The organism is Actinobacillus succinogenes 130Z (assembly GCF_000017245.1).
GTDB classification, from domain to species: domain Bacteria; phylum Pseudomonadota; class Gammaproteobacteria; order Enterobacterales; family Pasteurellaceae; genus Exercitatus; species Exercitatus succinogenes.
On the sequence record NC_009655.1, the window covers coordinates 1,356,619 to 1,377,857 of the forward strand.

32 protein-coding genes and 1 tRNA gene are annotated in these 21,239 nt (G+C 40.7%); 19 read left to right on the top strand and 14 right to left on the bottom strand.

The window, feature by feature from the left end:
* Nucleotides 1-151: 151 nt before the first annotated feature.
* Genes can through ASUC_RS06305 form a run of 4 tightly spaced genes read right to left on the bottom strand, consistent with a single transcriptional unit; the run spans nucleotide 152 to nucleotide 3,858 of the window.
* Nucleotides 152-844, bottom strand: coding sequence for a carbonate dehydratase (gene can / locus ASUC_RS06290; RefSeq protein WP_012072940.1), 693 nt, complete (start codon nucleotides 842-844; stop codon nucleotides 152-154).
* Between the two features lie 23 nt (nucleotides 845-867).
* Entirely contained in the window at nucleotides 868-2,235 is a 1,368-nt protein-coding gene (ppnN, locus tag ASUC_RS06295) for a nucleotide 5'-monophosphate nucleosidase PpnN (RefSeq protein ID WP_012072941.1), read from the bottom strand.
* A gap of 2 nt (nucleotides 2,236-2,237) precedes the next feature.
* A complete protein-coding gene (queF, locus tag ASUC_RS06300; RefSeq protein WP_012072942.1) occupies nucleotides 2,238-3,077 on the bottom strand; it encodes an NADPH-dependent 7-cyano-7-deazaguanine reductase QueF in 840 nt (279 codons plus the stop codon).
* Entirely contained in the window at nucleotides 3,064-3,858 is a 795-nt protein-coding gene (locus ASUC_RS06305) for a Zn-ribbon-containing protein (protein ID WP_012072943.1), read from the bottom strand. The genes queF and ASUC_RS06305 overlap by 14 nt, the downstream gene beginning before the upstream one ends.
* A 54-nt stretch (nucleotides 3,859-3,912) precedes the next feature.
* Between ASUC_RS06305 and ASUC_RS06310 the strand changes: the two genes are divergently transcribed.
* On the top strand, nucleotides 3,913-4,233 hold the full coding sequence (locus tag ASUC_RS06310) for a YqcC family protein (protein ID WP_012072944.1): 321 nt from the start codon (nucleotides 3,913-3,915) through the stop codon (nucleotides 4,231-4,233).
* Nucleotides 4,233-4,949: a tRNA pseudouridine(65) synthase TruC gene (gene truC / locus ASUC_RS06315; RefSeq protein WP_012072945.1), complete on the top strand. Its 717-nt coding sequence runs from the start codon at nucleotides 4,233-4,235 to the stop codon at nucleotides 4,947-4,949. Before ASUC_RS06310 ends, truC begins: the two co-directional genes overlap by 1 nt.
* Before the next feature lie 142 nt (nucleotides 4,950-5,091).
* On the opposite strand, the gene ASUC_RS06320 is transcribed toward truC, so the two are convergent.
* The 7 genes from ASUC_RS06320 to ASUC_RS06355 form a co-directional block, all read right to left on the bottom strand.
* A complete protein-coding gene (locus ASUC_RS06320; protein WP_012072946.1) occupies nucleotides 5,092-5,277 on the bottom strand; it encodes a helix-turn-helix domain-containing protein in 186 nt (61 codons plus the stop codon).
* A gap of 341 nt (nucleotides 5,278-5,618) precedes the next feature.
* On the bottom strand, nucleotides 5,619-5,855 hold the full coding sequence (locus ASUC_RS06325) for a hypothetical protein (protein ID WP_041834629.1): 237 nt from the start codon (nucleotides 5,853-5,855) through the stop codon (nucleotides 5,619-5,621).
* A gap of 12 nt (nucleotides 5,856-5,867) precedes the next feature.
* Nucleotides 5,868-6,362, bottom strand: a complete 495-nt coding sequence (locus tag ASUC_RS06330) for a class I SAM-dependent methyltransferase (RefSeq protein ID WP_012072947.1) — start codon at nucleotides 6,360-6,362, stop codon at nucleotides 5,868-5,870.
* Nucleotides 6,363-6,593: 231 nt separating this feature from the next.
* Nucleotides 6,594-7,262: a DUF1071 domain-containing protein gene (locus ASUC_RS06335; RefSeq protein ID WP_012072948.1), complete on the bottom strand. Its 669-nt coding sequence runs from the start codon at nucleotides 7,260-7,262 to the stop codon at nucleotides 6,594-6,596.
* Entirely contained in the window at nucleotides 7,259-7,909 is a 651-nt protein-coding gene (locus tag ASUC_RS06340) for a ribonuclease H-like domain-containing protein (RefSeq protein ID WP_041834766.1), read from the bottom strand. The genes ASUC_RS06335 and ASUC_RS06340 overlap by 4 nt, the downstream gene beginning before the upstream one ends.
* 633 nt (nucleotides 7,910-8,542) lie before the next feature.
* A tRNA-Lys gene (locus ASUC_RS06350) sits at nucleotides 8,543-8,618 on the bottom strand.
* Nucleotides 8,619-9,008: 390 nt separating this feature from the next.
* The gene (locus ASUC_RS06355; protein WP_041834631.1) at nucleotides 9,009-9,476 is read right to left on the bottom strand and encodes a hypothetical protein; all 468 of its coding nucleotides are present in this window, start codon (nucleotides 9,474-9,476) and stop codon (nucleotides 9,009-9,011) included.
* 506 nt (nucleotides 9,477-9,982) lie between these two features.
* Between ASUC_RS06355 and ASUC_RS06360 the strand changes: the two genes are divergently transcribed.
* Both ASUC_RS06360 and ASUC_RS06365 read left to right on the top strand, forming a co-directional pair.
* Nucleotides 9,983-10,300, top strand: coding sequence for a type II toxin-antitoxin system RelE/ParE family toxin (locus tag ASUC_RS06360; protein WP_012072950.1), 318 nt, complete (start codon nucleotides 9,983-9,985; stop codon nucleotides 10,298-10,300).
* Nucleotides 10,293-10,583 (top strand): addiction module antidote protein, encoded by a 291-nt coding sequence (locus ASUC_RS06365; RefSeq protein ID WP_012072951.1) that lies wholly within the window; start codon nucleotides 10,293-10,295, stop codon nucleotides 10,581-10,583. Before ASUC_RS06360 ends, ASUC_RS06365 begins: the two co-directional genes overlap by 8 nt.
* An 82-nt stretch (nucleotides 10,584-10,665) precedes the next feature.
* Here the strand turns inward: ASUC_RS06365 and ASUC_RS06370 are convergent, their stop codons facing one another.
* From ASUC_RS06370 to ASUC_RS11005, 3 genes are all read right to left on the bottom strand, one after another.
* A complete protein-coding gene (locus ASUC_RS06370; RefSeq protein WP_041834632.1) occupies nucleotides 10,666-11,745 on the bottom strand; it encodes a HigA family addiction module antitoxin in 1,080 nt (359 codons plus the stop codon).
* A gap of 12 nt (nucleotides 11,746-11,757) precedes the next feature.
* Nucleotides 11,758-12,099: a type II toxin-antitoxin system RelE/ParE family toxin gene (locus ASUC_RS06375; protein WP_012072953.1), complete on the bottom strand. Its 342-nt coding sequence runs from the start codon at nucleotides 12,097-12,099 to the stop codon at nucleotides 11,758-11,760.
* Between the two features lie 232 nt (nucleotides 12,100-12,331).
* Nucleotides 12,332-13,018 carry an XRE family transcriptional regulator gene (locus ASUC_RS11005; RefSeq protein ID WP_012072954.1) on the bottom strand — a complete coding sequence of 229 codons (687 nt, stop codon included), beginning with the start codon at nucleotides 13,016-13,018 and terminating at the stop codon, nucleotides 12,332-12,334.
* Between the two features lie 125 nt (nucleotides 13,019-13,143).
* On the opposite strand from ASUC_RS11005, the gene ASUC_RS06385 reads away from it, so the two are divergent.
* The 15 genes from ASUC_RS06385 to ASUC_RS11125 all read left to right on the top strand — a co-directional run bounded on the left by ASUC_RS06385 (nucleotide 13,144) and on the right by ASUC_RS11125 (nucleotide 21,201).
* Nucleotides 13,144-13,347 carry a YdaS family helix-turn-helix protein gene (locus tag ASUC_RS06385; RefSeq protein ID WP_012072955.1) on the top strand — a complete coding sequence of 68 codons (204 nt, stop codon included), beginning with the start codon at nucleotides 13,144-13,146 and terminating at the stop codon, nucleotides 13,345-13,347.
* Between the two features lie 48 nt (nucleotides 13,348-13,395).
* Nucleotides 13,396-13,839 carry a YmfL family putative regulatory protein gene (locus tag ASUC_RS06390; RefSeq protein WP_012072956.1) on the top strand — a complete coding sequence of 148 codons (444 nt, stop codon included), beginning with the start codon at nucleotides 13,396-13,398 and terminating at the stop codon, nucleotides 13,837-13,839.
* A 76-nt stretch (nucleotides 13,840-13,915) separates the two neighbouring features.
* Nucleotides 13,916-14,173 carry a helix-turn-helix domain-containing protein gene (locus tag ASUC_RS06395; protein ID WP_041834633.1) on the top strand — a complete coding sequence of 86 codons (258 nt, stop codon included), beginning with the start codon at nucleotides 13,916-13,918 and terminating at the stop codon, nucleotides 14,171-14,173.
* A complete protein-coding gene (locus ASUC_RS11010; protein ID WP_049752184.1) occupies nucleotides 14,170-14,691 on the top strand; it encodes a replication protein in 522 nt (173 codons plus the stop codon). Before ASUC_RS06395 ends, ASUC_RS11010 begins: the two co-directional genes overlap by 4 nt.
* On the top strand, nucleotides 14,688-15,014 hold the full coding sequence (locus tag ASUC_RS06405) for a hypothetical protein (RefSeq protein WP_083757689.1): 327 nt from the start codon (nucleotides 14,688-14,690) through the stop codon (nucleotides 15,012-15,014). Before ASUC_RS11010 ends, ASUC_RS06405 begins: the two co-directional genes overlap by 4 nt.
* Nucleotides 15,014-15,670, top strand: coding sequence for a replication protein P (locus ASUC_RS06410; protein WP_012072958.1), 657 nt, complete (start codon nucleotides 15,014-15,016; stop codon nucleotides 15,668-15,670). The genes ASUC_RS06405 and ASUC_RS06410 overlap by 1 nt, the downstream gene beginning before the upstream one ends.
* A gap of 9 nt (nucleotides 15,671-15,679) precedes the next feature.
* Nucleotides 15,680-16,195 (top strand): DNA N-6-adenine-methyltransferase, encoded by a 516-nt coding sequence (locus ASUC_RS06415; protein WP_012072959.1) that lies wholly within the window; start codon nucleotides 15,680-15,682, stop codon nucleotides 16,193-16,195.
* Nucleotides 16,162-16,797 (top strand): DUF1367 family protein, encoded by a 636-nt coding sequence (locus ASUC_RS06420; protein WP_012072960.1) that lies wholly within the window; start codon nucleotides 16,162-16,164, stop codon nucleotides 16,795-16,797. The genes ASUC_RS06415 and ASUC_RS06420 overlap by 34 nt, the downstream gene beginning before the upstream one ends.
* Nucleotides 16,797-16,922 carry a hypothetical protein gene (locus ASUC_RS11365; protein ID WP_281256849.1) on the top strand — a complete coding sequence of 42 codons (126 nt, stop codon included), beginning with the start codon at nucleotides 16,797-16,799 and terminating at the stop codon, nucleotides 16,920-16,922. Before ASUC_RS06420 ends, ASUC_RS11365 begins: the two co-directional genes overlap by 1 nt.
* Complete coding sequence (locus ASUC_RS06425) at nucleotides 16,922-17,212, top strand: DUF1364 domain-containing protein (protein ID WP_012072961.1); 291 nt, start codon at nucleotides 16,922-16,924, stop codon at nucleotides 17,210-17,212. Before ASUC_RS11365 ends, ASUC_RS06425 begins: the two co-directional genes overlap by 1 nt.
* On the top strand, nucleotides 17,209-17,574 hold the full coding sequence (locus ASUC_RS06430) for a RusA family crossover junction endodeoxyribonuclease (protein WP_012072962.1): 366 nt from the start codon (nucleotides 17,209-17,211) through the stop codon (nucleotides 17,572-17,574). Before ASUC_RS06425 ends, ASUC_RS06430 begins: the two co-directional genes overlap by 4 nt.
* 14 nt (nucleotides 17,575-17,588) lie before the next feature.
* Nucleotides 17,589-17,939 (top strand): antiterminator Q family protein, encoded by a 351-nt coding sequence (locus tag ASUC_RS06435; protein ID WP_012072963.1) that lies wholly within the window; start codon nucleotides 17,589-17,591, stop codon nucleotides 17,937-17,939.
* Nucleotides 17,940-18,102: 163 nt separating this feature from the next.
* Nucleotides 18,103-18,471, top strand: coding sequence for a hypothetical protein (locus tag ASUC_RS06440; protein ID WP_041834634.1), 369 nt, complete (start codon nucleotides 18,103-18,105; stop codon nucleotides 18,469-18,471).
* 14 nt (nucleotides 18,472-18,485) lie between these two features.
* Nucleotides 18,486-19,985, top strand: coding sequence for a DUF4041 domain-containing protein (locus ASUC_RS06445; protein WP_041834635.1), 1,500 nt, complete (start codon nucleotides 18,486-18,488; stop codon nucleotides 19,983-19,985).
* Between the two features lie 295 nt (nucleotides 19,986-20,280).
* Nucleotides 20,281-21,201: a phage antirepressor N-terminal domain-containing protein gene (locus ASUC_RS11125; RefSeq protein ID WP_012072965.1), complete on the top strand. Its 921-nt coding sequence runs from the start codon at nucleotides 20,281-20,283 to the stop codon at nucleotides 21,199-21,201.
* The last annotated feature ends 38 nt before the right edge of the window (nucleotides 21,202-21,239 follow it).

Here is a 21,239-nt window from a genome sequence, read left to right on the forward strand (position 1 = left end):
TTATGATGTCGATTCTAGCATTAGCGATTGTTGTAGGTTTGGCTGTGGCAATTTTCTAAAAAACACTGAAAAATGACCGCACTTTTTCGGTTTTCCCTAAATTAGGATCGAAAAGTGCGGTCGTTTTTTGCCTGGTTTTAATATGTCGGGATCAAAATTCCGGCGCATTCACATCTCGTTTTAAAATTTCCTCTTCTTTCATGGTTTGCAAGCGGGCGATAGCGTTGCGGTATGAAATTTCAAGACTTTCCCGGCCGGTCGCCAATACGCCCTGATCAATCAGATAACCGTCTTTGACATCGTAAACCCAGCCGTGTAAGGACAGCTTTTTGCCGCGTTTCCAGGCATCCTGAATAATTGACGCACGCCCTAAATTATATACTTGTTCGGCCACATTTAATTTCGTCATCATATCCGCCCGTTTTTCCGGAGACAGATTTCCCAGCAAACTGCTGTGTTTGTACCAAATATCGCGAATATGCAGTAACCAGTTGTTAATTAATCCTAAATCTTTATTGACCATAGCGGCATGAATTCCGCCGCAGTTGGTATGGCCGCAAATAATAATGTGTTCGATATCCAAGACGTCCACGGCATATTGCACTACGGACAGACAGTTGAGATCCGTATGAATTACCTGATTGGCGACATTGCGGTGAACAAACAGTTCGCCCGGTTCCAGATTGGTAAGTTTTTCCGCCGGCACACGACTGTCGGAACAGCCGATCCATAGATAATGCGGTGTCTGGTGTTCGGCGAGTTCGCGAAAATAGTCGGAATTTTCTTCTTTCATGCGCAACGCCCAACTGTGGTTGTTGGCGAAAAGCTGCTCAATTTTTTTCATGTATATTTCCTTTTTTGTTCTTTTTATTGCTGATGAATTTCATAACAAGGCACGTAGGCATCGCCGGTCGGCAATTTCATCCGGTGCTGTTTAACAAAACTTTCCAGCAGTTTATCCATTTTTTTCATTAATTCGGGCGCACCGTGCAGTTTGAATTTTCCTAATCTTTCGATTTCATCCTGCGTATCGGCTTTGATATTACCCGCCACAATGCCGGAAAAGGCACAACGTAAATTTGCCGCTAAATTCACCGCACTTTGATTTAAATGCAGATTTAAATTCGCCATATTTGTATGAGTAGGCACAAAAGGCTGCTGGAACGCATAATCGATTTTCAGCGACCAGTTAAAGCAATAACTGTCGCTATCCGCGTAACGCTGATGACGGACATCACGCATGGCTTTTTGCATATGGCGCGCTACGGTGACGGGATCATCAATAATAATCGTGTATAGTTTTTGTGCTTCTTCGCCTAAGGTTTCCGCTACGAATTGATCGATGGCGGCAAAATAGTCGGCACTTTCTTTCGGACCGGTTAAAATCAGCGGCAACCGTTGCGCCCGGTTGGCAGGATTCAGTTTAATGCCCAAAATAAACATAAATTCTTCAAAGGTACCGGGGCCGCCGGCGAAAATTACGATACCGTGCCCCATGCGGACAAAGGCTTCAAGCCGTTTTTCGATATCAGGCATGATAATCAATTCGTTTACAATGGGATTAGGCGGTTCGGAAGCGATAATTGAAGGCTCCGTAATCCCGATAAAGCGGCTGTTTTTGATTCGTTGGTTGGCATGACCGATTGCCGCGCCTTTCATCGGCGCTTCCATAACACCCGTACCGCAACCGGTAATAATATTGAGTTCGCGCAAACCGAGCTCCAACCCTACCGCGCGACTGTATTGATATTCCACTTCGCTGATAGAATGTCCGCCCCAGCAAACCACCAGATTGGGTTCTTTGTCGATATTTAACGCATTGGCATTACGCAAAATGCTGAAAACCTGATTAGTAATGCTTTCGCTGTCCTGGTGGCGATTCAGACCGAAACGGTGCATCATCGCATTTACAAACAGAATATCGCGTAAAACCGCAAACAGATTATATTGAATGTTAAGAATCATCACCTCGTCAACAAATGCGGTTTCCGGCGGATTATGCAATTCCAGACTGACACCGCGTTCTTTGGTGAGAAGATGAATATCGAAATCCTGATATTTGTTCAGCAAACCGCGGCTGTCGTCGGTGACGGCGCCGGAGTTGAGCACCGCCAGCGAACAGTTACGGTAAAGCTGATAAAGAGAGGATTCGGCTTGACGCGTCAACTGACGCACTTCCATATGGGAAAGCTGATCCATACTGCCTTTCGGATTAATGTAATAAATATTGCTCATAATTATTGTCTCGCCAGACGAAAATTGCCCGGCACGGGTTCAAAATTGGAACGGAACGGGTTAATATCCAATCCGCCACGTCGTGTATAACGGGCATACACGGTTAATTTTTCGGGTTCGGCATAATGCAGAATATCGCAGAAAATACGTTCGACGCATTGTTCGTGAAATTCATTGTGTTGACGGAACGACACGATATAACGCAGCAGTTTTTCGCGATCAATTCGGTTGCCGGCATAACGAATTTGCAGCGTTCCCCAGTCCGGCTGACCGGTAATCAAACAATTGGATTTCAATAAATGGCTGACGAGGGTTTCTTCCACCTGCACGTCACAGGTGCAATTCGTCAGTAATTCGGCATTAAAGCCATAATCTGAAATTTCAATATCCTGATTGTCAATAATTTCGCCCGAAAGTTCATGTATGGGTTGATGAGTATAAAACGCCACAGAATTTAACCGCACTTTGACTTCGCCCTGAACGCAATCCTGTAAATCCCGTCGTATGGTGTCTTGAACCTCTGCCGGGGAGGCGAACTTAGTCTGGTTAAAGCTGTTTAAATAGAGCTTAAAACTTTTGGATTCCACCAGATTTTCCGAACGGAAATCAATTTCCGCATCCGCAATGGCAATCTGCGGCAAACCTTTCGGATTCAGCCATGAAATCTCGTAAGCCGTCCAAATATCCGCACCTTGGTTAAACGGTTGTTGTGCACTGATGCCCAAATCATCGCGATTTAAGCGGCGCGGTACGGGCTGCAGTAAAGTGCGGTCGTATTTTGCGTTATATTCTGTTTTTTGTCCGAGTTTTAAGCCGCTCAGACTGTTGTCATATCGATTCATTTTGCCAATTCCAAGAGAAATTCGAAACAAGACGGCAATCATCGCATTTAAATGTAAAAAGGTCAAAAAGCGGTGTAGGTAATCGCCATTCGCCGCCGCAAAGCGGACAGAGACGGGCGGATTCGCTTTTTGCGCTTTCTCCGCCGACACGATAAAGATAATAGAAGGTCGGAATGCCGGTGTGCCGTTCTATTTCCTGCGCCAGATAATAACCGTGTTTGAACAGATTGCCGGCAGTATCGGAAATTTCCGCCAATGTTTGTTTTTCCAGTACGGCGCCGTTCATTTGCAATTGGTCGCAGGCTTGCCAGTTTTCCTGCCATTTGATTATGTCGATGCTTAAGTGCGGAATGGTTTTCAGCTGTTTATACAGCGGAATCGGCGCCAGTCGATCGCCGCTGTGCAGTGGCGAACATACTTGCAGATAAGTTGTATAGAGCACCTGCCACTGCGGTTTGTTTTGTGCAAAGGTAATATCGGAATTGAGATCCTCACCGATAATCTGAAAACTGTCTAAAAACAGACCGCACTTTTCCGCCTGTGCCAAGGCTTTTTCCACTTCAACGTTGTTATTTTCCGGCAGTAAACTGGATTGCTCGGGGCAAATTACGCGCGTTGCCAGACCCGGTTGTCCGTCCTGTTGTGCCGGAAAAACGGGAATTTCACGGCCAAGAATCTGCCCGTTATAACGCCATTGATCGATTACTTTATTTATTAACGGCATTTGCGCAAGGAGATTATCGGCGGGCTGATTCCGGAAAAAAACTTCGATAAGATACATTTTTTTGACTATTTTCGTTAAAATGACTCACATCTTAACTCATTGGAAAAATTTATGCCAATTCGACAAAAAACACGTCAAAATCTGACCGCACTTCAGGCGATTATGCATGAACTGGCTCTGTGGCAAAGTGTCCCGCCCGCAGAAGAAGCTTTCCTCAGCGAACAGCCTTTTGCCATTGATACCATGTCGGCGACGGAATGGTTACAGTGGATTTTTATTCCGCGTATGCATGCGTTGCTGGACAGTGAACACCCCTTACCGACGCAAATTGCGGTTGTTCCTTATATTGAAGAAGCGTTAAAAGAGCAGGAACGCCTGGCGGAATTGCTGCGACCGATCATTGAAATCGAACAATTACTGAAACATCAATAATGCTGGACATTTTATATCAGGACGAGTTTATCGTTGCGGTAAACAAACCTGCCGGCATGCTGGTGCACCGCAGTTGGCTGGATCGGCACGAAACCCAATTTGTGATGCAGACTTTACGCGACCAAATCGGGCAACATGTTTTTCCTATTCACCGCTTGGATCGCCCTACTTCGGGCGTGTTACTGTTCGCTTTACACAGTGACATCGCCAATTTGCTGTGTCGACAGTTTGAAGGAAAAACCGTACGGAAAAGTTATCTGGCGGTGGTGCGAGGGTATCTGAGCGGCGAGGCGCGGATTGATTATGCCCTGAAAATCCGGCGGGATAAAATCGCCGATAAATTCAGTCAGGAAAATAAAGAAGCGCAAGCGGCAGTGACGGATTATACCGGGTTACAAACCGCGGAAATGCCATGGGCGGTAGGGAAGTACCAAACCTGCCGATATTCCTTAGTGCGCTTAATGCCGCATACCGGACGTAAACATCAGCTGCGTCGCCACATGAAGCATATTTTTCACCCGATTTTAGGCGACACCCAATACGGCGATTTACACCAAAACCGCGCTTTAGCCGAACAAACGCAAGTCTCCCGTTTAATGCTGCATGCGGAAAAACTGGCGTTTAACCATCCCGTCAACCAAACCCGGTTGGTATTACAGGCGGGATTTGACGAACAATGGCTAAAACTGCTGAGGATGTTTGGTTGGAATGAATAAAAAGGAAAAGCCTTAACTTGTTGAGAGTTAAGGCTTTTAGAATTTGGTGGAGCTGGCGGGAGTTGATTTGTTTGTTTAATTGATTGATTTATAAGATGATTTTGTATTGTTTGCAATCCTGTTACTGCTTAATTTACTACCATTATTGAGCAGTGGGGGATTGTTCCCGTAAATAACGAGCTATTTCGCTTTCGGCAATCCTCGTAGAGCGTCCGAATTTAACTTTCTTTAGTCTACCGTTTTTAATCATGCGGTGTAAAGTGGCTTTTGAGCCCAATCCCTTTTCTACCAGGTCCTTGATTGAATAGTAATGTTCTTCTATGTTCATTTTTTTGATCCTAAAAAAAGACCGCACTTTTGCGGTCTATCCTTTATTATTTACGATTCTTCTTTTATCAGTCTTGAACGATGTATGTATCTTATTCTTTCGCCGGCAATCGATGAGCAACGATACCCAAATACCTTAACTTTAACCCGATTATTAGGCATTTCTTTAACTAAATTACAATACATAAGATATTTAGATTCTGATCTACCTCTGCAATGCTTACACTTTAAAAGATATTTCCCGTCCCAATTTTCCGGACGTCTTTTAAAAATAAAATATTCCATTACCACCATCCTTTAATAAAAACCCAGTTTACCATTTAAACAACATTTGGATTCTGGCTATGGTTTATTCTGCCATAAACCAACAACATCATCTCTGCAAGTAGAGTCATCAAAATACTGAAGCTGTTCATTTAACCACGCATCATCGTGACCATCTTTTCTATAAATTAGAAATAAATATTTACTATCAATTGGGTTTTTGTCAGATTGAAACAATAACTTAGCCTTATTCCCATCTCGTGTAATACCACAAGCCCCATTCAAAATAGCCTGTTTATCTTGTTCTGTAATCATTTCGTCTCTCCTTTATTTCATCTCACGGACATTTTCTTGATCAAGCTTAAAAAATAACATCCAGTGCGTATTATTGGCTTTTCCGGACCTGTGTCCGATGACAGGTTGAGCAGATAACACCTTTAAAACTTCTCGCACTGGTATTTGCGTTTCGTTCCACTTAAAAACAAGGGTGCCGAAATCATCAAGCACCCTCATACATTCATCAAAGCCCCGTTTTAATTGCGTCCTCCAATCTTCTTCAAGTCTTCCGTATTTTTGGATTAGCCAAGCTTTATCGCCGCCCTTAATTAGGGGCGGAGGGTCAAAAATTACAAGCTTAAAAGACTTGTCAGGATAGGGCATGCTTGTAAAATCGTGGATTACATCCGGATCTATTTTTAACAACCGCCCATCACAAGGCGTACCTTCGAACGAACGATTGTCGGCGAACAATACGAGAGGATTGTTTTTGTCGAAGTGAAACATCCGACTGCCACAGCAAGCATCTAAAATAAACTTTCCCATTTTGCGCTCCAGCAAAAATTAACCGCACCTAAAGCGCGGTCAGAATTAATCAAGTTTCGGCTGCCCCGGAAGTGGCTGCCAAAAATTAGCTGTGCCGAGGAAGTCGTGGATATTGGTTTTTGCCATTTTGGTTTCTCCTATGTTGGATTGTTGGTAAATAAAAAAACCGCTAATTTGCGGCTTGTGTTGTTCGTTTTATTGAATATCTGGATATTTAAACCAGTCTTTCTTCTAAACAGTTAAATTAAATAAGCATTCATCATAAAATGCGTTGTATTCGTCAATTAATTCGATATGGTTTTTTTCTAGCCACGGCATTTGTTTGCTGTATCGTTCTTCAAGTTCCTGTTTGTTTTCACATTCACGCAGACCATCTTTCAGCTTCTCCATTGTTGATTTGTCGTCCAATGGTTGTTTAGGCGGAGTAGAATTCATATTCCGCTTCGTTGAGTTGCTTGAGTTGGGCTGAGATTTTGGCTTTGGGGATTCTTTGCCGTCTTCTTCATTCGGCAAATCTTCGCCGGCATAAATATAATGTCCCAAGCCGCACATTGCGATAGCCTTAGCAAGGCAACGCATATAGGCTTTGTTAATTGCCATTGCATCGGGGTTTTTTATGGATTTATTTAAATGATCCATTACCGGCAGCCACATATAACGGCTGAATTCTTCTTCACCTTCTTTAATAGTGAGGGTTATACCAACAATCACAGAGCCATCAGGCAATAATCTGTCTTCGTGGATCAAATAAGTTGATTGTGGGAAATATTGCATCAACACGCCCCACGCCCAAGCCCAGGAAAGATAGGTTAGGGCATATTTGCCCGCACCCTTTGTTTCTGTTTTGTCGTTTACGTTTATTTTAGATAGGGTTTCCCACGCCTTTTGTTGTAAGCTCATAGCGCCCCCTCAAAGGTCATCCGTTTGTAAATTTGGCGCACACGCTCAACGTCTTTCGCACAATATTCCGCCACTTCGCTGATCTTGCCGTCTTGGACGTACTGCCATACTTTGGAGCCGTCAATATCACCTTTTTGCTCTACATCAAGCACTTTACAGAGCTTATCAAGCGATACCGTACCGCCATAGCCCGCCCATTCTGTCATCGTGTCGTAAGTATTTTGCCGACTGGTGGTGTAATACGGCTTTACGCCATTGACAACAGAGCGCTGAAAGATAAATCGGTCGTCAAATTTTGTAATGTTATGTCCGATAAATTGTGGGGCGGACGTTGATTTATTGGCGTGCTCACGTAGATAATTATTAAACCGCGTTAAAATGTCCGTTTCACGGTCTGCCGATTGCCAATCTTCACGGTAAAACAACACTGGTTCTTCATCATCAATCGCGACACCAATCACAACGATTTCGCCGAATGCGCCGTCTAGTGCGGTTTTATTCACTGCTTCGCCTTTGTTTTCTTCAAGCCATTTTTCAATCGCTTCAGCATTTTTATAATTTCCCGGCGCTTTTAGGTTTTCGCATACGTAATTTTGGTAGTCTGCGTTTGTGGTTGGGATGGTTTCGATGTCAATAAAAATCCGCATAATATGCCCTCTTGTTTTGGATTGATTTAAATAATTCGTGTTCGGTTGTGGCGTGACATACGCTACGCCAGTAAATGGATCTTCCAATTCCGCTTGTTTATCTACGTCTAACATTGTTCACGCTCCACGCACAATATTGATCGCCATTGCTCTGTATCGTCCATGTGCCTTGCTGTTGCTCGCACTTGTATTGTTCGATTTTGACGTGGTCTTCGTAGTCCATTCGGCCAACCACACCCATCAATAAAACAATAATTGATACCGGGATAATTTGTCTTAGTTGCCCCATGACGCACCTCACAAACTAATAATCAATACGGCCAAAGCCCCACACATCAGCGCAACGCTCCAGCAAATAATTTGTTCTTTCATTTTCTTACCTCATAAAAAAAGCCCGCCTCATGTCATGCGGGCACCTAACGGAGAGTACCTATGCCTAGGTTGAGTTGTTATAGTTATTATTTAGAGCGGCTCCGGGGCTGTCCAACAATTAATCTAATATTGCGTATCTGTAAAAAAATACGCGCCGGAACCGCTTTAAATAACAACTGGATAGGGGATTGACCGCACTTTTACCCTACACAACTTCAAACAAACACATGTTAATTAATCAAACAAAAGTGCGGTCAAATTTGGAGCGCGCAGATGGACTCGAACCATTATCCCTCAGATTAAAAGTCTGCCGCTCTACCAGTTGAGCTATGCGCCCTTATAAAGGTCATTATTGTAAACCGCACTCAGAACCAAGCACTTTTAAGAAAAATAAAATCAATTCAATTGTTAATATACCCAAGTGCGGTTTACAATAATGACTGTGATTATTTTAGCTTGCCACAGTCAGCAAGCCCCATGTTATCGACTACATAGGTGTCGTATTCGGTTGTTAGACAGTTCCGCCGTAATTAATTAGTGACAGTAATCATTACAAGGAACAGCCCGCCCAAACCAAATAACGAAAGGCAAGACGCTTGAGTTGAAGTTGGGTCGTCATCCCTAGTCAGAACCTCTCTTGAGGTGGCTCGCAGTGACTAAATCTTTGAGCAAACTTCAAATCCTATGAAGTCCTATTAAATTCTGAAGATAAACGAACGTTTTTTTATTAGTTATAGGATGTCGAGAGCAAGTTGGGGAATACAACTGTTTCGTTAAATAACTGATTAATAGTCATGATTGTTTTAATGCCAGTTTCTTCATCTTTAACGCAGACTTCTTGAGTTAAATCAACTTCTCCATACAGATTTTCTTTTAGAATTTCCTCGCGCTCATCTCCATTAAAGAATTCAAGTAGAATCAATTCTATTGACCCTCCGGCATAAATTTCTGTTTCTTCCCCCACCCAGAATACCTTCTGCAGATCTCGAAGGTCCTTAATCGAATTATCAATGCAATCAGTCATGGTACCGTATCTTACGGTGTCAATAAGTCCATTTTCACCAACAACCATTTCGTACGTTCCAGGTTCGCCATCTTCATGTATGGTTGGCTTGTAATGCTGGAGGAATTTCATACGATTAGCTTGAGTAACTAAATAATTGTAATGTGATTTGGAAATTGTTACCTCGTTCATTATTTAACCTCGCTTAAATTTATTGTTTGCCATTTCAAAACACACTCGCAAATGCGCTTTGAAATGTAAGCTGGCGTTTATGCTACACGATCACTGCCGTTGCTAACTTTTCCACCAGCTCGCACATCGCTTGATTCGGGCTTTGGTTCCGTCTTGTTGGTGGCGGCGGGTCTGTTACCGCACTTTTACTAACCACCTCACCATCAGGCAAACAATGTGTTTTTGTTTAGATTTTTAAAGAGCATTGAGATTATGTGTATCTCGTTTTGATGGGGATATAATATAAGATAACTTATAACCTGTAAAGCAGTTATTTATAAAATCTTATAAATATTTATAAGAAAACTTATTAAGTCATTGATTTCTAAAGAAAAGAATTTTGAAAATTTTTTGATTAATTGCTGAATTTGTGAGCTAGATCACAAAAGTAGAGTAGTGGGAAGTAAAATATCATTGATAATTTGTATCCAATTAGATACAATAAGAAACAATGAAACGGAGGGAACATGTTCACTATTATTCAAACTAAAATATTTAGTGATTGGTTAAGGGGGCTAAAGGATTTATCGGGCAAAGCTGCAATAATTGCTCGCATTAACAGAGCAGCGAACGGCAATTTCGGTGATCATAAATCGGTAGGGGGTGGATTGTATGAAATGCGTATTGCAAAAGGTCCCGGATATAGGGTTTATTATGGCAAGTCAGGTGAAATAACTTATTTGCTCATTTCAGGTGGGGATAAATCCACACAAAAGGCAGATATTGTAAAGGCGAAAGCTTTATGGGAAGAAATAAAGCGGCAGGAGGAATTAAATCATGAGTAAAAAAATAGAATTGAAGCCATTTGATGCGGCTGAATATTTGGATAGCGAGGAAATGATTGCCGCTTATTTAAGCGAAGTCTTAGAATCCGGCGATACAAACGAATTTATTTCTGCATTAGGAGATGTCGCCAGAGCAAGAGGGATGACGGAATTAGCAGAGAAAACAGGTTTAGGAAGAGAAAGCCTTTATAAAACGCTATCGTACGGCAGCAAACCTCGTTTTGATACTATAATGAAAATTACACAGGCCTTAGGCATTAAGCTTGTCCCTACACATGCTTAATGTCTAGTTATGCTTAAGAGATGTCGACGAAATTGATTTCATCGAGATAAAAGAAAACCGCCCCGAGGGCGGTTTTAGTTGATTATTGCCAACGATAACTAACTTTTAAATGATTTAATTCATGATATTGTAATAAGTTATGATGCTGTAACTGCCCTACAATAATTCCCTCTGCAATACCAATTTCTGCCGCTATTGTGCGAATATAACTTTCAGTCAGCTTTGGTTGCATGATGATCTGATGCCAATAGGTTCGAGGAATAAGATTTTTTTGTGCAAATTCATTAGCTTCATTCTCTTCCTGCATTAAATTTGATGCACGATTATACTCAAGGTGAATCGTTTTTTTGCCGTGCAATAAAACATGTCCCGCCTCGTGAAAGAAAGTAAACCAAAGGTGATCATTGGTTTTGTATCTCAAACTCAACTGAATAACCGCTTTATTTGGTGACACCCATCGAGTTGCGCCGCTTATACCGGTTTTAGCAAAACAAGGTACAAAAACAACCGCAACACCCGCTTTAGCGCAAATTTCCACTAATTGAGGAATAAAAACATCAGGATCAACCTCTCTAGTGAGCCTTTTAATCTGTTGCAATGCTTGCTTGAAGTTGGTTTCCGAATAAGATACACAAGGAATCTCGGTAGCTTTTAATTCACCTGCTCTAAGCCATGCGGCACAACTGTGCGGATTAATTGCGCTACGTTGATCTTGTCTGTAGGATGCAGAAATATTACCCCACACAGTATGATAATCGTCAGGTGAACTTACACCGAAAAAACGTAGTATTGCATCTACTTTATCGAAAATTTTCGTATATTTCGATATGAAATTGCATTTGTACAGTTCATTTAATGGGAATTGTTTTACCCATTCTGCATGCTGTGAAAGTTTTTCTTTGTCTGCTATGCGGGTTAGCGCCTCTTGATATTGAGTTTCAAGGTTTAGCCAATAACGCGCAGGCATACCTAATACACGCTCAAACTTGAGTGCAGTTTCTGGTGTAATAGGCGCTTTAGCATTGATAATTTGACTGATATGCTTTGTTGAGATACCAGTCTTTTCGGAAAGCTCCCGCTGGGACATATCCCGCATTTCCAGCTCATCCTCTAATATCTCACCCGGTGAGATAGCATAGTCAGGTATAAATTGATTGCTCATAGATAATATCTCTTAATGTGTATCAGTAATGGATAATACCTTGATACAAGTAATTTTAGACCAGTCTAAACCACCGTCTTCCTTTGTCGGTATTGGGTCGTGATACGGTTCAAACAATAAACGATAGGGGTGATCAAGATCAAGGCTTAGTAAGCGCTTTTTATCCCCTGTTAATTCATGACATCGATGTGGTGGGCTATAAGGTGCGCCCAATTCAGCAAGTGTAGATACTGCTCTAAGCGAATAAAGCACTCTTTGTAATTTACGTGCCCTATGCTGACCATATACTTTTTGCATTTCGCACTCGTTGTTCATTATTTTTTGCATTTTCTTTGTTGCAAAAATAATTTCCATATTATTTACCTATTAGGTTATCACTTTTAAACTAAAAGTACAGATATTTTTATTGTTTATTGTTAGATTATTTAATTTATAGCCACTTCAAAACAAGTCCTACTCACTTCACAGGACGCCGGTAAATTATATGGTTTTATGTGTAACCTTTTGTTTAATATCCCGCTGGTAAGAGTACATCAGTCCTTTCCTTTACACTTTTACAGCGCCTCTATTCGCTCTCTTGCTACGGTTACAGATCGAACATTTCCATCGGCATTTTCTTGATTAACTGTCCGATAAAATGAATTTGCTCAACTTGTTCTTTTTCTAGAATTTCTGTCTCATAAGTCGGGTTATCCGAAATCACTTTAAGGCGATAGCCGCTCATATATTGCAAACGTTTGATTCTGGCTTGCCCTTCAAATACAAAAGCATAGATGCCATCATTTTTGAATTCTTGGATCGATGTATCGATAAACACAACATCGCCGTGTTTAAGGCTTATTTCTTCGTTGTTTGGGTCGTACATGCTATTCCCATCGATGATCGCCATTGATAGGTTATTTGCCGTTTTGCGCCGGAATAATTCCATAAATTTTTCAGCAGAAAACTCGATAGAACGGATCGTGTCCGGGTAGTCAAGATTGATGACGCCATCACCAGCAGCAAGTCGATTATCCAATAGTGTCATAATTATTGAATCGTTTTTTCCGCTTTTAGTCGAAACAGTAACGCTATCTTCGACACCAGTTAGTAGCCAATTTAAAGAAACATCTAAAGCATTCGCTATTTCTAACCCCTTTCTAGGAACATCGGTAACTCCGTTGAGAATATTACTTATTGTTACTTGTGATGTTCCGGACATAGAGGCCAATTCTGCTTGATTTAGCCCTTTTTGCTGCATCGCAAATAATAATCTTTCTGGCAGTGTTTTCATCGTACCTCCTAATTTATTGAGGAATGTTATAAGCAAGCTTATATAAATTCAAATAAGATAAGCTTTACATTTCATAAAATATCTTATATTCTTTATAAGAATAATTTGTCTATAAGAGATAATTCATGAAAAACAAAGTTATAGAAAAAGCAATTTCCATCTGTGGGTCTCAAGCAAGCCTCAGCCAAAAATGCGGAGTTTCTCAAGTATCCGTTAGCTTTTGGCTAAATGGCGGAGGGATAAGTGCTAAATACATCCCTTTAATTGCTAAAGCCACTGATGGAAAGATCGGCGAGATTGAAATACTTAAATCGCTTACTCGTGATTAATTTACCAACATCAATCCAAAAGAAAACCATAAAAATAGGGCAAAAATTATGGCGATGAAGCAAATCATTATCGAAATGATCGAGAAGATACCGGGTGGTAAAAGTGCGGTTGCGGGATTCTTGGGATTTTCGGAAGCGGAGTTAAACAACCGCTTGTATCAGACAAAAGGGCAGCGTTTTAAGAACGAAGAGCTTGTTGCACTGCAGCTTGAATATGGCTGTACAGATTTTATCGATGAACTGTGCCGAACTGCCGGTGGACGGTTTGTGCCGGATGCCGACGCAAGCGAATTAGACGCAGTGGAAATTTCAACGCTGCAGCTACGTGAATTATCAGCGCGCGGGCTGTTGTTTAAGGCGTTAGAAAGTGCACTGGCAGATGGCGAAATTACAACTTCGGAAGAAGATTTAATCCGCAGATTGTTAAGCAAGCATTTAGCGGCGACACAGCATTCGGTTGAATGCGTCATCACGCTGAATAAACGGCAATGAAAAACCGCCGTTTCCGGCGGTTAGTATCGGCGAATTTATATAAAGGAACTATCATCCGATGGGAGGATTATCAGGCATGTTAAAACAAAAATCAAGCGGAAATCTTAACGCGAATGAAACATCAAGTAAAACGCAATGCAAGATGATTTTGACCGCACTTCGTAACGGCGAAAGGCTGACGCAATTATTAGCGTATGAACGCTTTGGTTGTACCCGTCTTGGTGCACGTATCTATGATTTAAAACAACAAGGACACGATATTCAGCGTCGTATGGTGACTGTGGCGAGAGGTAAGCGTGTGGCGGAATATTTTATGAATGAGGTGGCGGAATGAGTGATCGCAGATTTATAGCTAATTCCTTTCAAACTCCTAATGCGATTGTCGATGAACTAATGCGACACTTAACTGGCGTTGAATTTAAATGCTATTCGCTTGTTGTTCGCAAAACTACGGGCTGGGGGAAAGATTGTGATGCTATTTCAATTTCTCAGTTTGTTGAATTTACAGGCGCAGGAAAAACGCAAGTTATTGATGCCTGCAAAAGCCTTGTTGATCGTGGATTATTTATCAGAACAACAGGTGCAAGAAATACTGGCGTGTATTCTCTTGATTTTTCAAAAATTACGACTGTTTCAGAAGCTGACTTGTTCAAAAACCGAACTAGTTCGGAAAGTGAACTAGTTCAGAAAGTGAACATCACTAGTTCAGAAAGTGAACTAGTCACTAGTTCAGAAAGTGAACATACAAAACCCAATATAAAACACACTATACAAAACACAAATAATACTACGTCGGGAAAAAATTTCCCGCCGACGGAGAGAAAAAAATCTCCTATTCTGACGATGACTTGAAGGCAGCTAATTGGATTTTTAGCTTAATCAAAAATATCAATCCGAACGCAAGAGTGCCAAATATTGCCTCTTGGGCAAACGAAATCAGGCTTATGCGTGAACGTGATAAACGAACTCACAAAGATATTTGTGAATTGTTCAAATGGGCAAACCAAGATTCATTCTGGGCTGCAAATATTCTTAGTCCAGCAAAATTACGTGAAAAATGGGATCAGCTTGTGATTAAACAGCAGTTCAGTGAATCAACTAAACGCAAAGAATCATTTGCCGAGAAAAACGCAAGAGACTGGGCAACCCCTGAGAAAATGGCGGAGGTATTTTGATGAATCAATTAACACAAAAACAGCAAGTGCGCTCAACTTACGTCCCTGAACGTGCGAAAGACATGGTTGATCGGATTTTTGAGAACTTAACCGCGAGCTGCCCAATCCTACTCACCATCAGCGGAGAGCAATTAGACATTCTGAAGCAACAATGGATTTTAGGTTTTGCCGAGAATGAAATTAAAACTTTTGAGCAAGTGAAACGTGGCATGGCAGCTGCGCGAGCAAAGCCAAATGGTTATTTGCCAAGTGTGGGCGAGTTTATCGGCTGGTGCAAGGCTGGTAATAAGTACGCACATCTGGGCTTACCAAGCGCCGACGAATTGGCAAGACGCGCAAAGGCGTTTATGGGGTATGGCTTTGAGCTGGAAGACCAATTCGCCTTTGCAAGCGACCTCGAATACTGGTTAATCACCGACGTGTATCGCAAATGCAAGGTTAATCGCTGGAATGACAAGCAATTTGACGCCGGCGTAAAAGAAACGTTGGATGCATGGGCTGGCAGATTATCCAGTGGCGAATCAATCCCTGAGCGCCGTCGCCAAATCCCGAAAACAGTCAAAATCAAGGTGACTGATGAAAAAGCCATGGATTACTTGGCAAAAATGCGCTCCATATTGCGCGGCAATAAAACTCAAAACACTGTTACAGCTTAAGGATTTCATATGAGCAAATTTGATAAAGATACTTACCCAACACCGCTTTCGTTGTTCTTGCCGCTTGATGCGGAATTTAATTTTACACTTGATGGCGCTGCATTACCGAATAACGCAAAGTGCGATCGATATGTCACGCCTGAAATGGATTTCTTAACTTACCAGCTTCAGAACGAGCGTATTTTCATCAATCCGCCATTTAGCGATCCGTTAAGTTTTATCAAGCGGTCCATTGAATTGTTCGAATATTATAACTGCTTGGTGGTGATGTTGTTACCGGTTGATATTAGCACGGAATGGTTTTCGCTTATTACACGGAAGGCAACTGAAATCCGCTTTATTGTTGGTGGACGCATTAAGTTCGTAAGCCCTGAAACAGGCGACTGGACCGATGTTTGTCGTGGCAATCACTTAGCGATATTTGATCCACGCCACCGCAATATGGGGCAAGTCATCCGCAATATCCACATTGATGATTTGGGAAAATTTGAATGGCGAGTAAACAGCAGAAAAAGAAAACCGTAATTCATGCGGTGAAATACGCAAATGGTGCGGTGGTGGCGGAAACGGATTACGACCGCAATTTGCTGAAAAGCTTGCCTGTTGGAAGTGCGGTCAAAATTATGCCGCTATCCAATAATCGAAACTATCAACACCACAAGAAATTTTTCGCACTTTTGGACGCTGGATTTGAGTATTGGCAACCTGAATTTAGCGTATTAACCCAAGCGGAAGAATGGATTGCTCAAGCGGTAGCACATGAAATTGCTATAGTGGCAAATGATGAACATCTCTATCAGAACGTAACAAAGCCAATCGCAGATCGTGTTTTAGCAAAAGTGCGGTCAAACCGCGAATCTAAATTGGACTATGAGGGGATGAAGACGCTTGAAGCCTATTTAGATCATGTGATGAAAAAGGCTGGGTTTTACGATATTAAGCCAAGCCAAGATGGTGGCACAACGAAAGAACGTTGGTCAATCTCATTTGCGAATATGAGCCAAGAAAAATTCAATTCCGTTTACAGGGCTGTATTTGGGGTTATCTGGAATGAAACACTTTGTAATATCTATGAAAGCGAATGGGAATTGGATAACAAAATTAATCAATTAATAGGATTTTGCTGATGGGTGAGAAGAAACAAGAAAGCGACCGCCTTTATGCCGGGTTGATGAAACAGCTTAAAGATTGGCGTAAGTGGCAACAAAGCGGACGCCGTGATACTGATGTGATAAACGGGAGAACTAAATAATGGCAAAGGTAGATTTGAGGAAGGAAGCTAAAGGGCGCGATTGTCAAGTGCGGTTACCTGGGATTTGCAACCATAACCCAGAAACAGTCGTATTAGCGCATTATCGCATAGCAGGGCTTAATGGAGTAGGGCAAAAGCCCGATGATATTTTAGGTGCGTGGTGTTGCAGTAGTTGCCACGATGAATGCGACCGCAGAACGCGCAAAATGGATACTGAATTTGTGCGCTTAGCTCATGCGGAAGGCGTTATGCGCACTCAAGCGATTTTACGCAAGGAAGGCAAACTATGAGTGAGTGGTTAGAGATTGCCTTACCTTATCCACCGTCGGTAAATCATTATTGGAAACACACAAGAAGCGGCAGACATTACATTTCAAAAGCAGGGCGCGAATTTAAGCGCATTGCAACTGAAGTTTGTAAACAGTTCGATCCGTTTGAAAGTGCGGTCGAAATTAAGATAGAGATTTATTTTCCCGATAACCGCGCTCGTGACCTAGACAACTTACCCAAAGGTATTTTTGATAGTTTAGTCGGTGCTGGTCTAATCAAAGATGACAACCGCACAATCATTCGCAAATATTCCATCGAAGAAAAAGGCGTTATCGCCAAAGGCAAAACCATCATCAAGATTAAAGGAATTAATAATGCGTAAATGGGGTACAAATAATGAATTTTAAGGCAAAATTTATTCGGTTTGGTTATTGGGGCAATTCACGGCTGGAAACGGATTATCCCGTCGCGACAGTCGGTATAAAAGGGGCAGATAGAACAAAACCATACTTAGACCCACTAAGTGATGATGAAGGTATGCTCATTGATAAAGGGTTACTGCTGATGAAACAAATAAACTTCGACCAATTCCACGTTTTTATGCTGACTTACGTCAAGCGATATGATCGGGCGGATATTTGTCATTTTAAAAACATCAGTCTGAAACACTATTACAATTTGTTACACGAAGCGGAAAGCTTTTTGATAGGGTATTTGTTGCGCGGTGAAGTCGTTTTCTTTGCGTAATTGACGAGTGATATTCACTACAAATCAAGAGATATTAATTGCTCAAAAATTATTCAAAAAATCAATTAATTGAATCCTTTTATCTGTTTTGTGATCTAGATCGTAGAAAATCTAATTATGTTTTGTAAACTGACAAACTATTTGGAATAGTGAGAAAGTTTTTATGGCTAGAAAAGTATCTCTCTTAGGTGTCGCATTCAAGATAGCGAAGCATGCTGCAAAAGAAGCTAAGAGAGCAGAAAAAGAACGTATTAGACTTGAAAAACAAGCTTTGCAAGAAATAAGAAAGGCTAATCAGGAATTATTAAGGCAAGAAAAGGAGATAGAGAGGGCAAAAAAAGCACAGGAAAGATGTAGACTTAGCGAAATGAAGCAACGAGAGAGGGAGGCTAGAGACTACGAGAAACTATTGGCGCTAAAAAAGAAGGAAGATATTTCTAAATTCTTATCCAATGCTAAGAAAGATTATGAAAAGCGTTGTGAAGAACGAAAAAAAATAATAACAAAATATATTAGAAAAAACTTAAAATAAATATGGTAGGTATTATGGAACTATTAGTAGGTTTTTTTATTATTTTATCCTCTTTTATTTTATTGGTTATTGGTGTTTATATTTATTTTAAGAGAAAGTTAGGTGAATATAAAAGCTATAAAGAAGCAATAGTTGAGACGAAAAAAGCTCTAGAAGAGTCACAAGAAGAACTTGATAAAGTTAATGATTCGGTATCAAAAGCTAAAGAGCAGTTGAGTTCTATTGAAGAAAAAATGAACTTAATCAATGATGAATATGATGAAATATATTCTGAAACCGAAGAGTTAAGAACTTTAAAAAGTAATGCCGATAGTCTTATAAAAACAGTTAGTGACAAAGAAAAAGAAAAGGTCAATTTATCTACAACTCTTAGTGACTTATATGAAAAAAGAGATAGCTTAGAAGAGCGTATATATAAATTGCAAAGTAAAATAGATTTATATTCGACTTTAGAAGAGTTTTCAGATTCCGGACATTTTGAGCTGCCAGATTATTTATATCAAACATCAGAGAGATTTGCAGAAGAAATTAAACGAGTAAGGGAAGAGCAAAAAGCACTAATTCAGGCTAAAGATGCAATCTACTTTCCGGAAACTGCGTTAGGTGCGGTGATAGGCACACAGTCTGATAGTCGTCGGGCTTTAGAAGGTCAAGTTAAATTGATGTTATTGGCCTTTAATGAAGATTGTGATCTTTTAATCAGTAAAGTAAGACTAGGGTATTATCCAAAAACATTGGAAAGAATAAAAAGTTTGGCTGATAGTTTAGAAAAATTATCAGTCCATTTTCAATGTCGATTTAATATAAAATATATTGAATTAAAACTTGAAGAGTGTACTTTACAATATCAATATAAGCTCAAAAAACAAGAAGAAGATGAAGAGCAACGTTTAATTAGAGAACAAATGAGAGAGGAGCAGAAAGCGAGACGTGAATATGAAAAAGCAATAGCGGATGCAGAAAAAGAGGAGAAAATGTATAACGCTTTGCTTGAAAAGGCTAAATTAGAATTGCAGTCAGCTAGTGCTGAAAAAATGGCGGCAGTAAAAGCGCAAATTGAGTTACTTGAGCAACAATTAGCTGAAGCCCAAAATAAAGAAGAAAGGGCTAGAAGTCTTGCAGAACAGACCCGACGTGGATATATCTATGTAATTAGTAATATTGGGTCATTCGGGGAAAATATATATAAAATTGGTTTGACTAGAAGGTTAGACCCAATGGAAAGAGTGAGGGAATTAGGTGATGCAAGTGTACCATTCTTCTTTGATGTACATGCATTTATTTATTCTGAAGATGCCCCGGCCTTAGAAAGGGAGTTACATTATCGATTCAACGATCGTAGAGTTAATGCCGTTAACTATAGAAGAGAATTTTTTAATGTTAAGTTAGAAGATATTAGGCAAGTTATTATTGATATTACAGGTAGTGACGTTGATTTTCATATGACTGCTTTAGCAGAAGAGTATTATGAAACACAGCGTATCCGTGGTACATATAAAAGTATTATTGAATAAAAAATATAAAGCCTGTTTACAAAGCAGGCTTTTTTTATTATTATCCTCCATAAGGTGTCGTAACCTTAACAACAAGCGGCAATCCGCACCCGTCAGACAAGCGGTTTTTTTATGTCAAAATTTTGCAGATCTGTTTTCCTTGCCATTAAAAATAGATTTGGAAAACTCAATGTCGAGAGGGCGGAGAATACAATACCCGAAAGGGGAATAATCCCAGCCTACTTGTTGAGGCTTACGAACCTCTCGACACCCTATTCGATAGGGTAAATTTCGTAAGAACAACAAGGAGACAACTATGTCTAATCAAATCTCTACTCAAACTATCTCGTTCTACGGTTCAGCTCTTATTACATTAAAAGTTGAAGATGTTATCTATACAGCAGTTAGACCTATTGCTGAAGCATTAGGTTTATCTTGGGGAGCTCAATCAATTAAGCTAAATAAGAACAAAGATAAATTCAACTGTTTCGATATCGAAACGGTTGGGGCAGACGGTAAAATTCGCAAAATGCTCTGTATGCCACTGAAAAAACTCAATGGCTGGCTCTTTAGCATTAACCCTGAGAAAGTGCGGCCTGATTTAAAAGAAAAAGTGATCCGCTATCAAGAAGAATGTTTTGAGGCACTTTACAACTATTGGCACTTTGGCAAAGCGGAAAGACAAAGTGCGGTCAAAATTGAGAAACTTTCTGCGGAACATCAAACTGCAATTAAAGATTTAGTCTTAGGCAGAGCAAAAAATTTACCGAAAGACAAACAAGCGTCCGTGATTATTAAACAATGGGCAGCATTGAAAAATCACTTTGGCAAAACATACAAAGAAATTAACGATGATCAATTTGCTGAAGCCGTGAGTTTAATCGCTCGTTTACCTTTGGAAGGTGAATTGATTATTGATGAACGCAAAGAGCAGGTTGCTTTAACAGAAGCTGAATTGCAACAGCTTGCGTGGGATTGGTTCGCTTTATTCAAGTGCGTTGAGTTTACCGGTTATATCTTGCCGGCATTAGATAGCATACAATCAAAATTTGCACCACAGGCACACAGTATTGTATCCGAATATGGTTCAATGCTCCGCCGGCATCAACCACTTCTCCAAAAGCTTACCGCTGAGTTTAAAACCGGAACATGGGAAGATCAAAACTGGAACCGGGTATTACCAACTATTCGGGATAATGATGTGCTATACCCCAAACATAGATTAATTAGACGTTAAAACTTAACCAAAATTGACCGCACTTTAAAAAACACTTG

Bases quoted from the DNA above. Each gene is read 5' to 3' on its own strand.
- queF (WP_012072942.1), bottom strand. From the start codon at position 3,077: ATGAATCGATATGACAACAGTCTGAGCGGCTTAAAACTCGGACAAAAA.
- ASUC_RS06320 (WP_012072946.1), bottom strand. From the start codon at position 5,277: ATGAACATAGAAGAACATTACTATTCAATCAAGGACCTGGTAGAAAAG.
- truC (WP_012072945.1), top strand. From the start codon at position 4,233: ATGCTGGACATTTTATATCAGGACGAGTTTATCGTTGCGGTAAACAAA.
- ASUC_RS06425 (WP_012072961.1), top strand. From the start codon at position 16,922: ATGGCAAAGGTAGATTTGAGGAAGGAAGCTAAAGGGCGCGATTGTCAA.
- ASUC_RS11125 (WP_012072965.1), top strand. From the start codon at position 20,281: ATGTCTAATCAAATCTCTACTCAAACTATCTCGTTCTACGGTTCAGCT.
- ASUC_RS11010 (WP_049752184.1), top strand. From the start codon at position 14,170: ATGAGTGATCGCAGATTTATAGCTAATTCCTTTCAAACTCCTAATGCG.
- ASUC_RS06420 (WP_012072960.1), top strand. From the start codon at position 16,162: ATGGCGAGTAAACAGCAGAAAAAGAAAACCGTAATTCATGCGGTGAAA.
- ppnN (WP_012072941.1), bottom strand. From the start codon at position 2,235: ATGAGCAATATTTATTACATTAATCCGAAAGGCAGTATGGATCAGCTT.
- ASUC_RS06305 (WP_012072943.1), bottom strand. From the start codon at position 3,858: ATGTATCTTATCGAAGTTTTTTTCCGGAATCAGCCCGCCGATAATCTC.
- ASUC_RS06325 (WP_041834629.1), bottom strand. From the start codon at position 5,855: ATGATTACAGAACAAGATAAACAGGCTATTTTGAATGGGGCTTGTGGT.
- can (WP_012072940.1), bottom strand. From the start codon at position 844: ATGAAAAAAATTGAGCAGCTTTTCGCCAACAACCACAGTTGGGCGTTG.
- ASUC_RS06435 (WP_012072963.1), top strand. From the start codon at position 17,589: ATGAATTTTAAGGCAAAATTTATTCGGTTTGGTTATTGGGGCAATTCA.
- ASUC_RS06375 (WP_012072953.1), bottom strand. From the start codon at position 12,099: ATGGAAATTATTTTTGCAACAAAGAAAATGCAAAAAATAATGAACAAC.
- ASUC_RS06410 (WP_012072958.1), top strand. From the start codon at position 15,014: ATGAATCAATTAACACAAAAACAGCAAGTGCGCTCAACTTACGTCCCT.
- ASUC_RS06385 (WP_012072955.1), top strand. From the start codon at position 13,144: ATGAAAAACAAAGTTATAGAAAAAGCAATTTCCATCTGTGGGTCTCAA.
- ASUC_RS06430 (WP_012072962.1), top strand. From the start codon at position 17,209: ATGAGTGAGTGGTTAGAGATTGCCTTACCTTATCCACCGTCGGTAAAT.
- ASUC_RS06335 (WP_012072948.1), bottom strand. From the start codon at position 7,262: ATGAGCTTACAACAAAAGGCGTGGGAAACCCTATCTAAAATAAACGTA.
- ASUC_RS06355 (WP_041834631.1), bottom strand. From the start codon at position 9,476: ATGAACGAGGTAACAATTTCCAAATCACATTACAATTATTTAGTTACT.
- ASUC_RS06330 (WP_012072947.1), bottom strand. From the start codon at position 6,362: ATGGGAAAGTTTATTTTAGATGCTTGCTGTGGCAGTCGGATGTTTCAC.
- ASUC_RS06390 (WP_012072956.1), top strand. From the start codon at position 13,396: ATGGCGATGAAGCAAATCATTATCGAAATGATCGAGAAGATACCGGGT.
- ASUC_RS06370 (WP_041834632.1), bottom strand. From the start codon at position 11,745: ATGAGCAATCAATTTATACCTGACTATGCTATCTCACCGGGTGAGATA.
- ASUC_RS06365 (WP_012072951.1), top strand. From the start codon at position 10,293: ATGAGTAAAAAAATAGAATTGAAGCCATTTGATGCGGCTGAATATTTG.
- ASUC_RS11365 (WP_281256849.1), top strand. From the start codon at position 16,797: ATGGGTGAGAAGAAACAAGAAAGCGACCGCCTTTATGCCGGGTTGATG.
- ASUC_RS06445 (WP_041834635.1), top strand. From the start codon at position 18,486: ATGGAACTATTAGTAGGTTTTTTTATTATTTTATCCTCTTTTATTTTA.
- ASUC_RS06360 (WP_012072950.1), top strand. From the start codon at position 9,983: ATGTTCACTATTATTCAAACTAAAATATTTAGTGATTGGTTAAGGGGG.
- ASUC_RS06395 (WP_041834633.1), top strand. From the start codon at position 13,916: ATGTTAAAACAAAAATCAAGCGGAAATCTTAACGCGAATGAAACATCA.
- ASUC_RS06415 (WP_012072959.1), top strand. From the start codon at position 15,680: ATGAGCAAATTTGATAAAGATACTTACCCAACACCGCTTTCGTTGTTC.
- ASUC_RS06310 (WP_012072944.1), top strand. From the start codon at position 3,913: ATGCCAATTCGACAAAAAACACGTCAAAATCTGACCGCACTTCAGGCG.
- ASUC_RS06440 (WP_041834634.1), top strand. From the start codon at position 18,103: ATGGCTAGAAAAGTATCTCTCTTAGGTGTCGCATTCAAGATAGCGAAG.
- ASUC_RS11005 (WP_012072954.1), bottom strand. From the start codon at position 13,018: ATGAAAACACTGCCAGAAAGATTATTATTTGCGATGCAGCAAAAAGGG.
- ASUC_RS06340 (WP_041834766.1), bottom strand. From the start codon at position 7,909: ATGCGGATTTTTATTGACATCGAAACCATCCCAACCACAAACGCAGAC.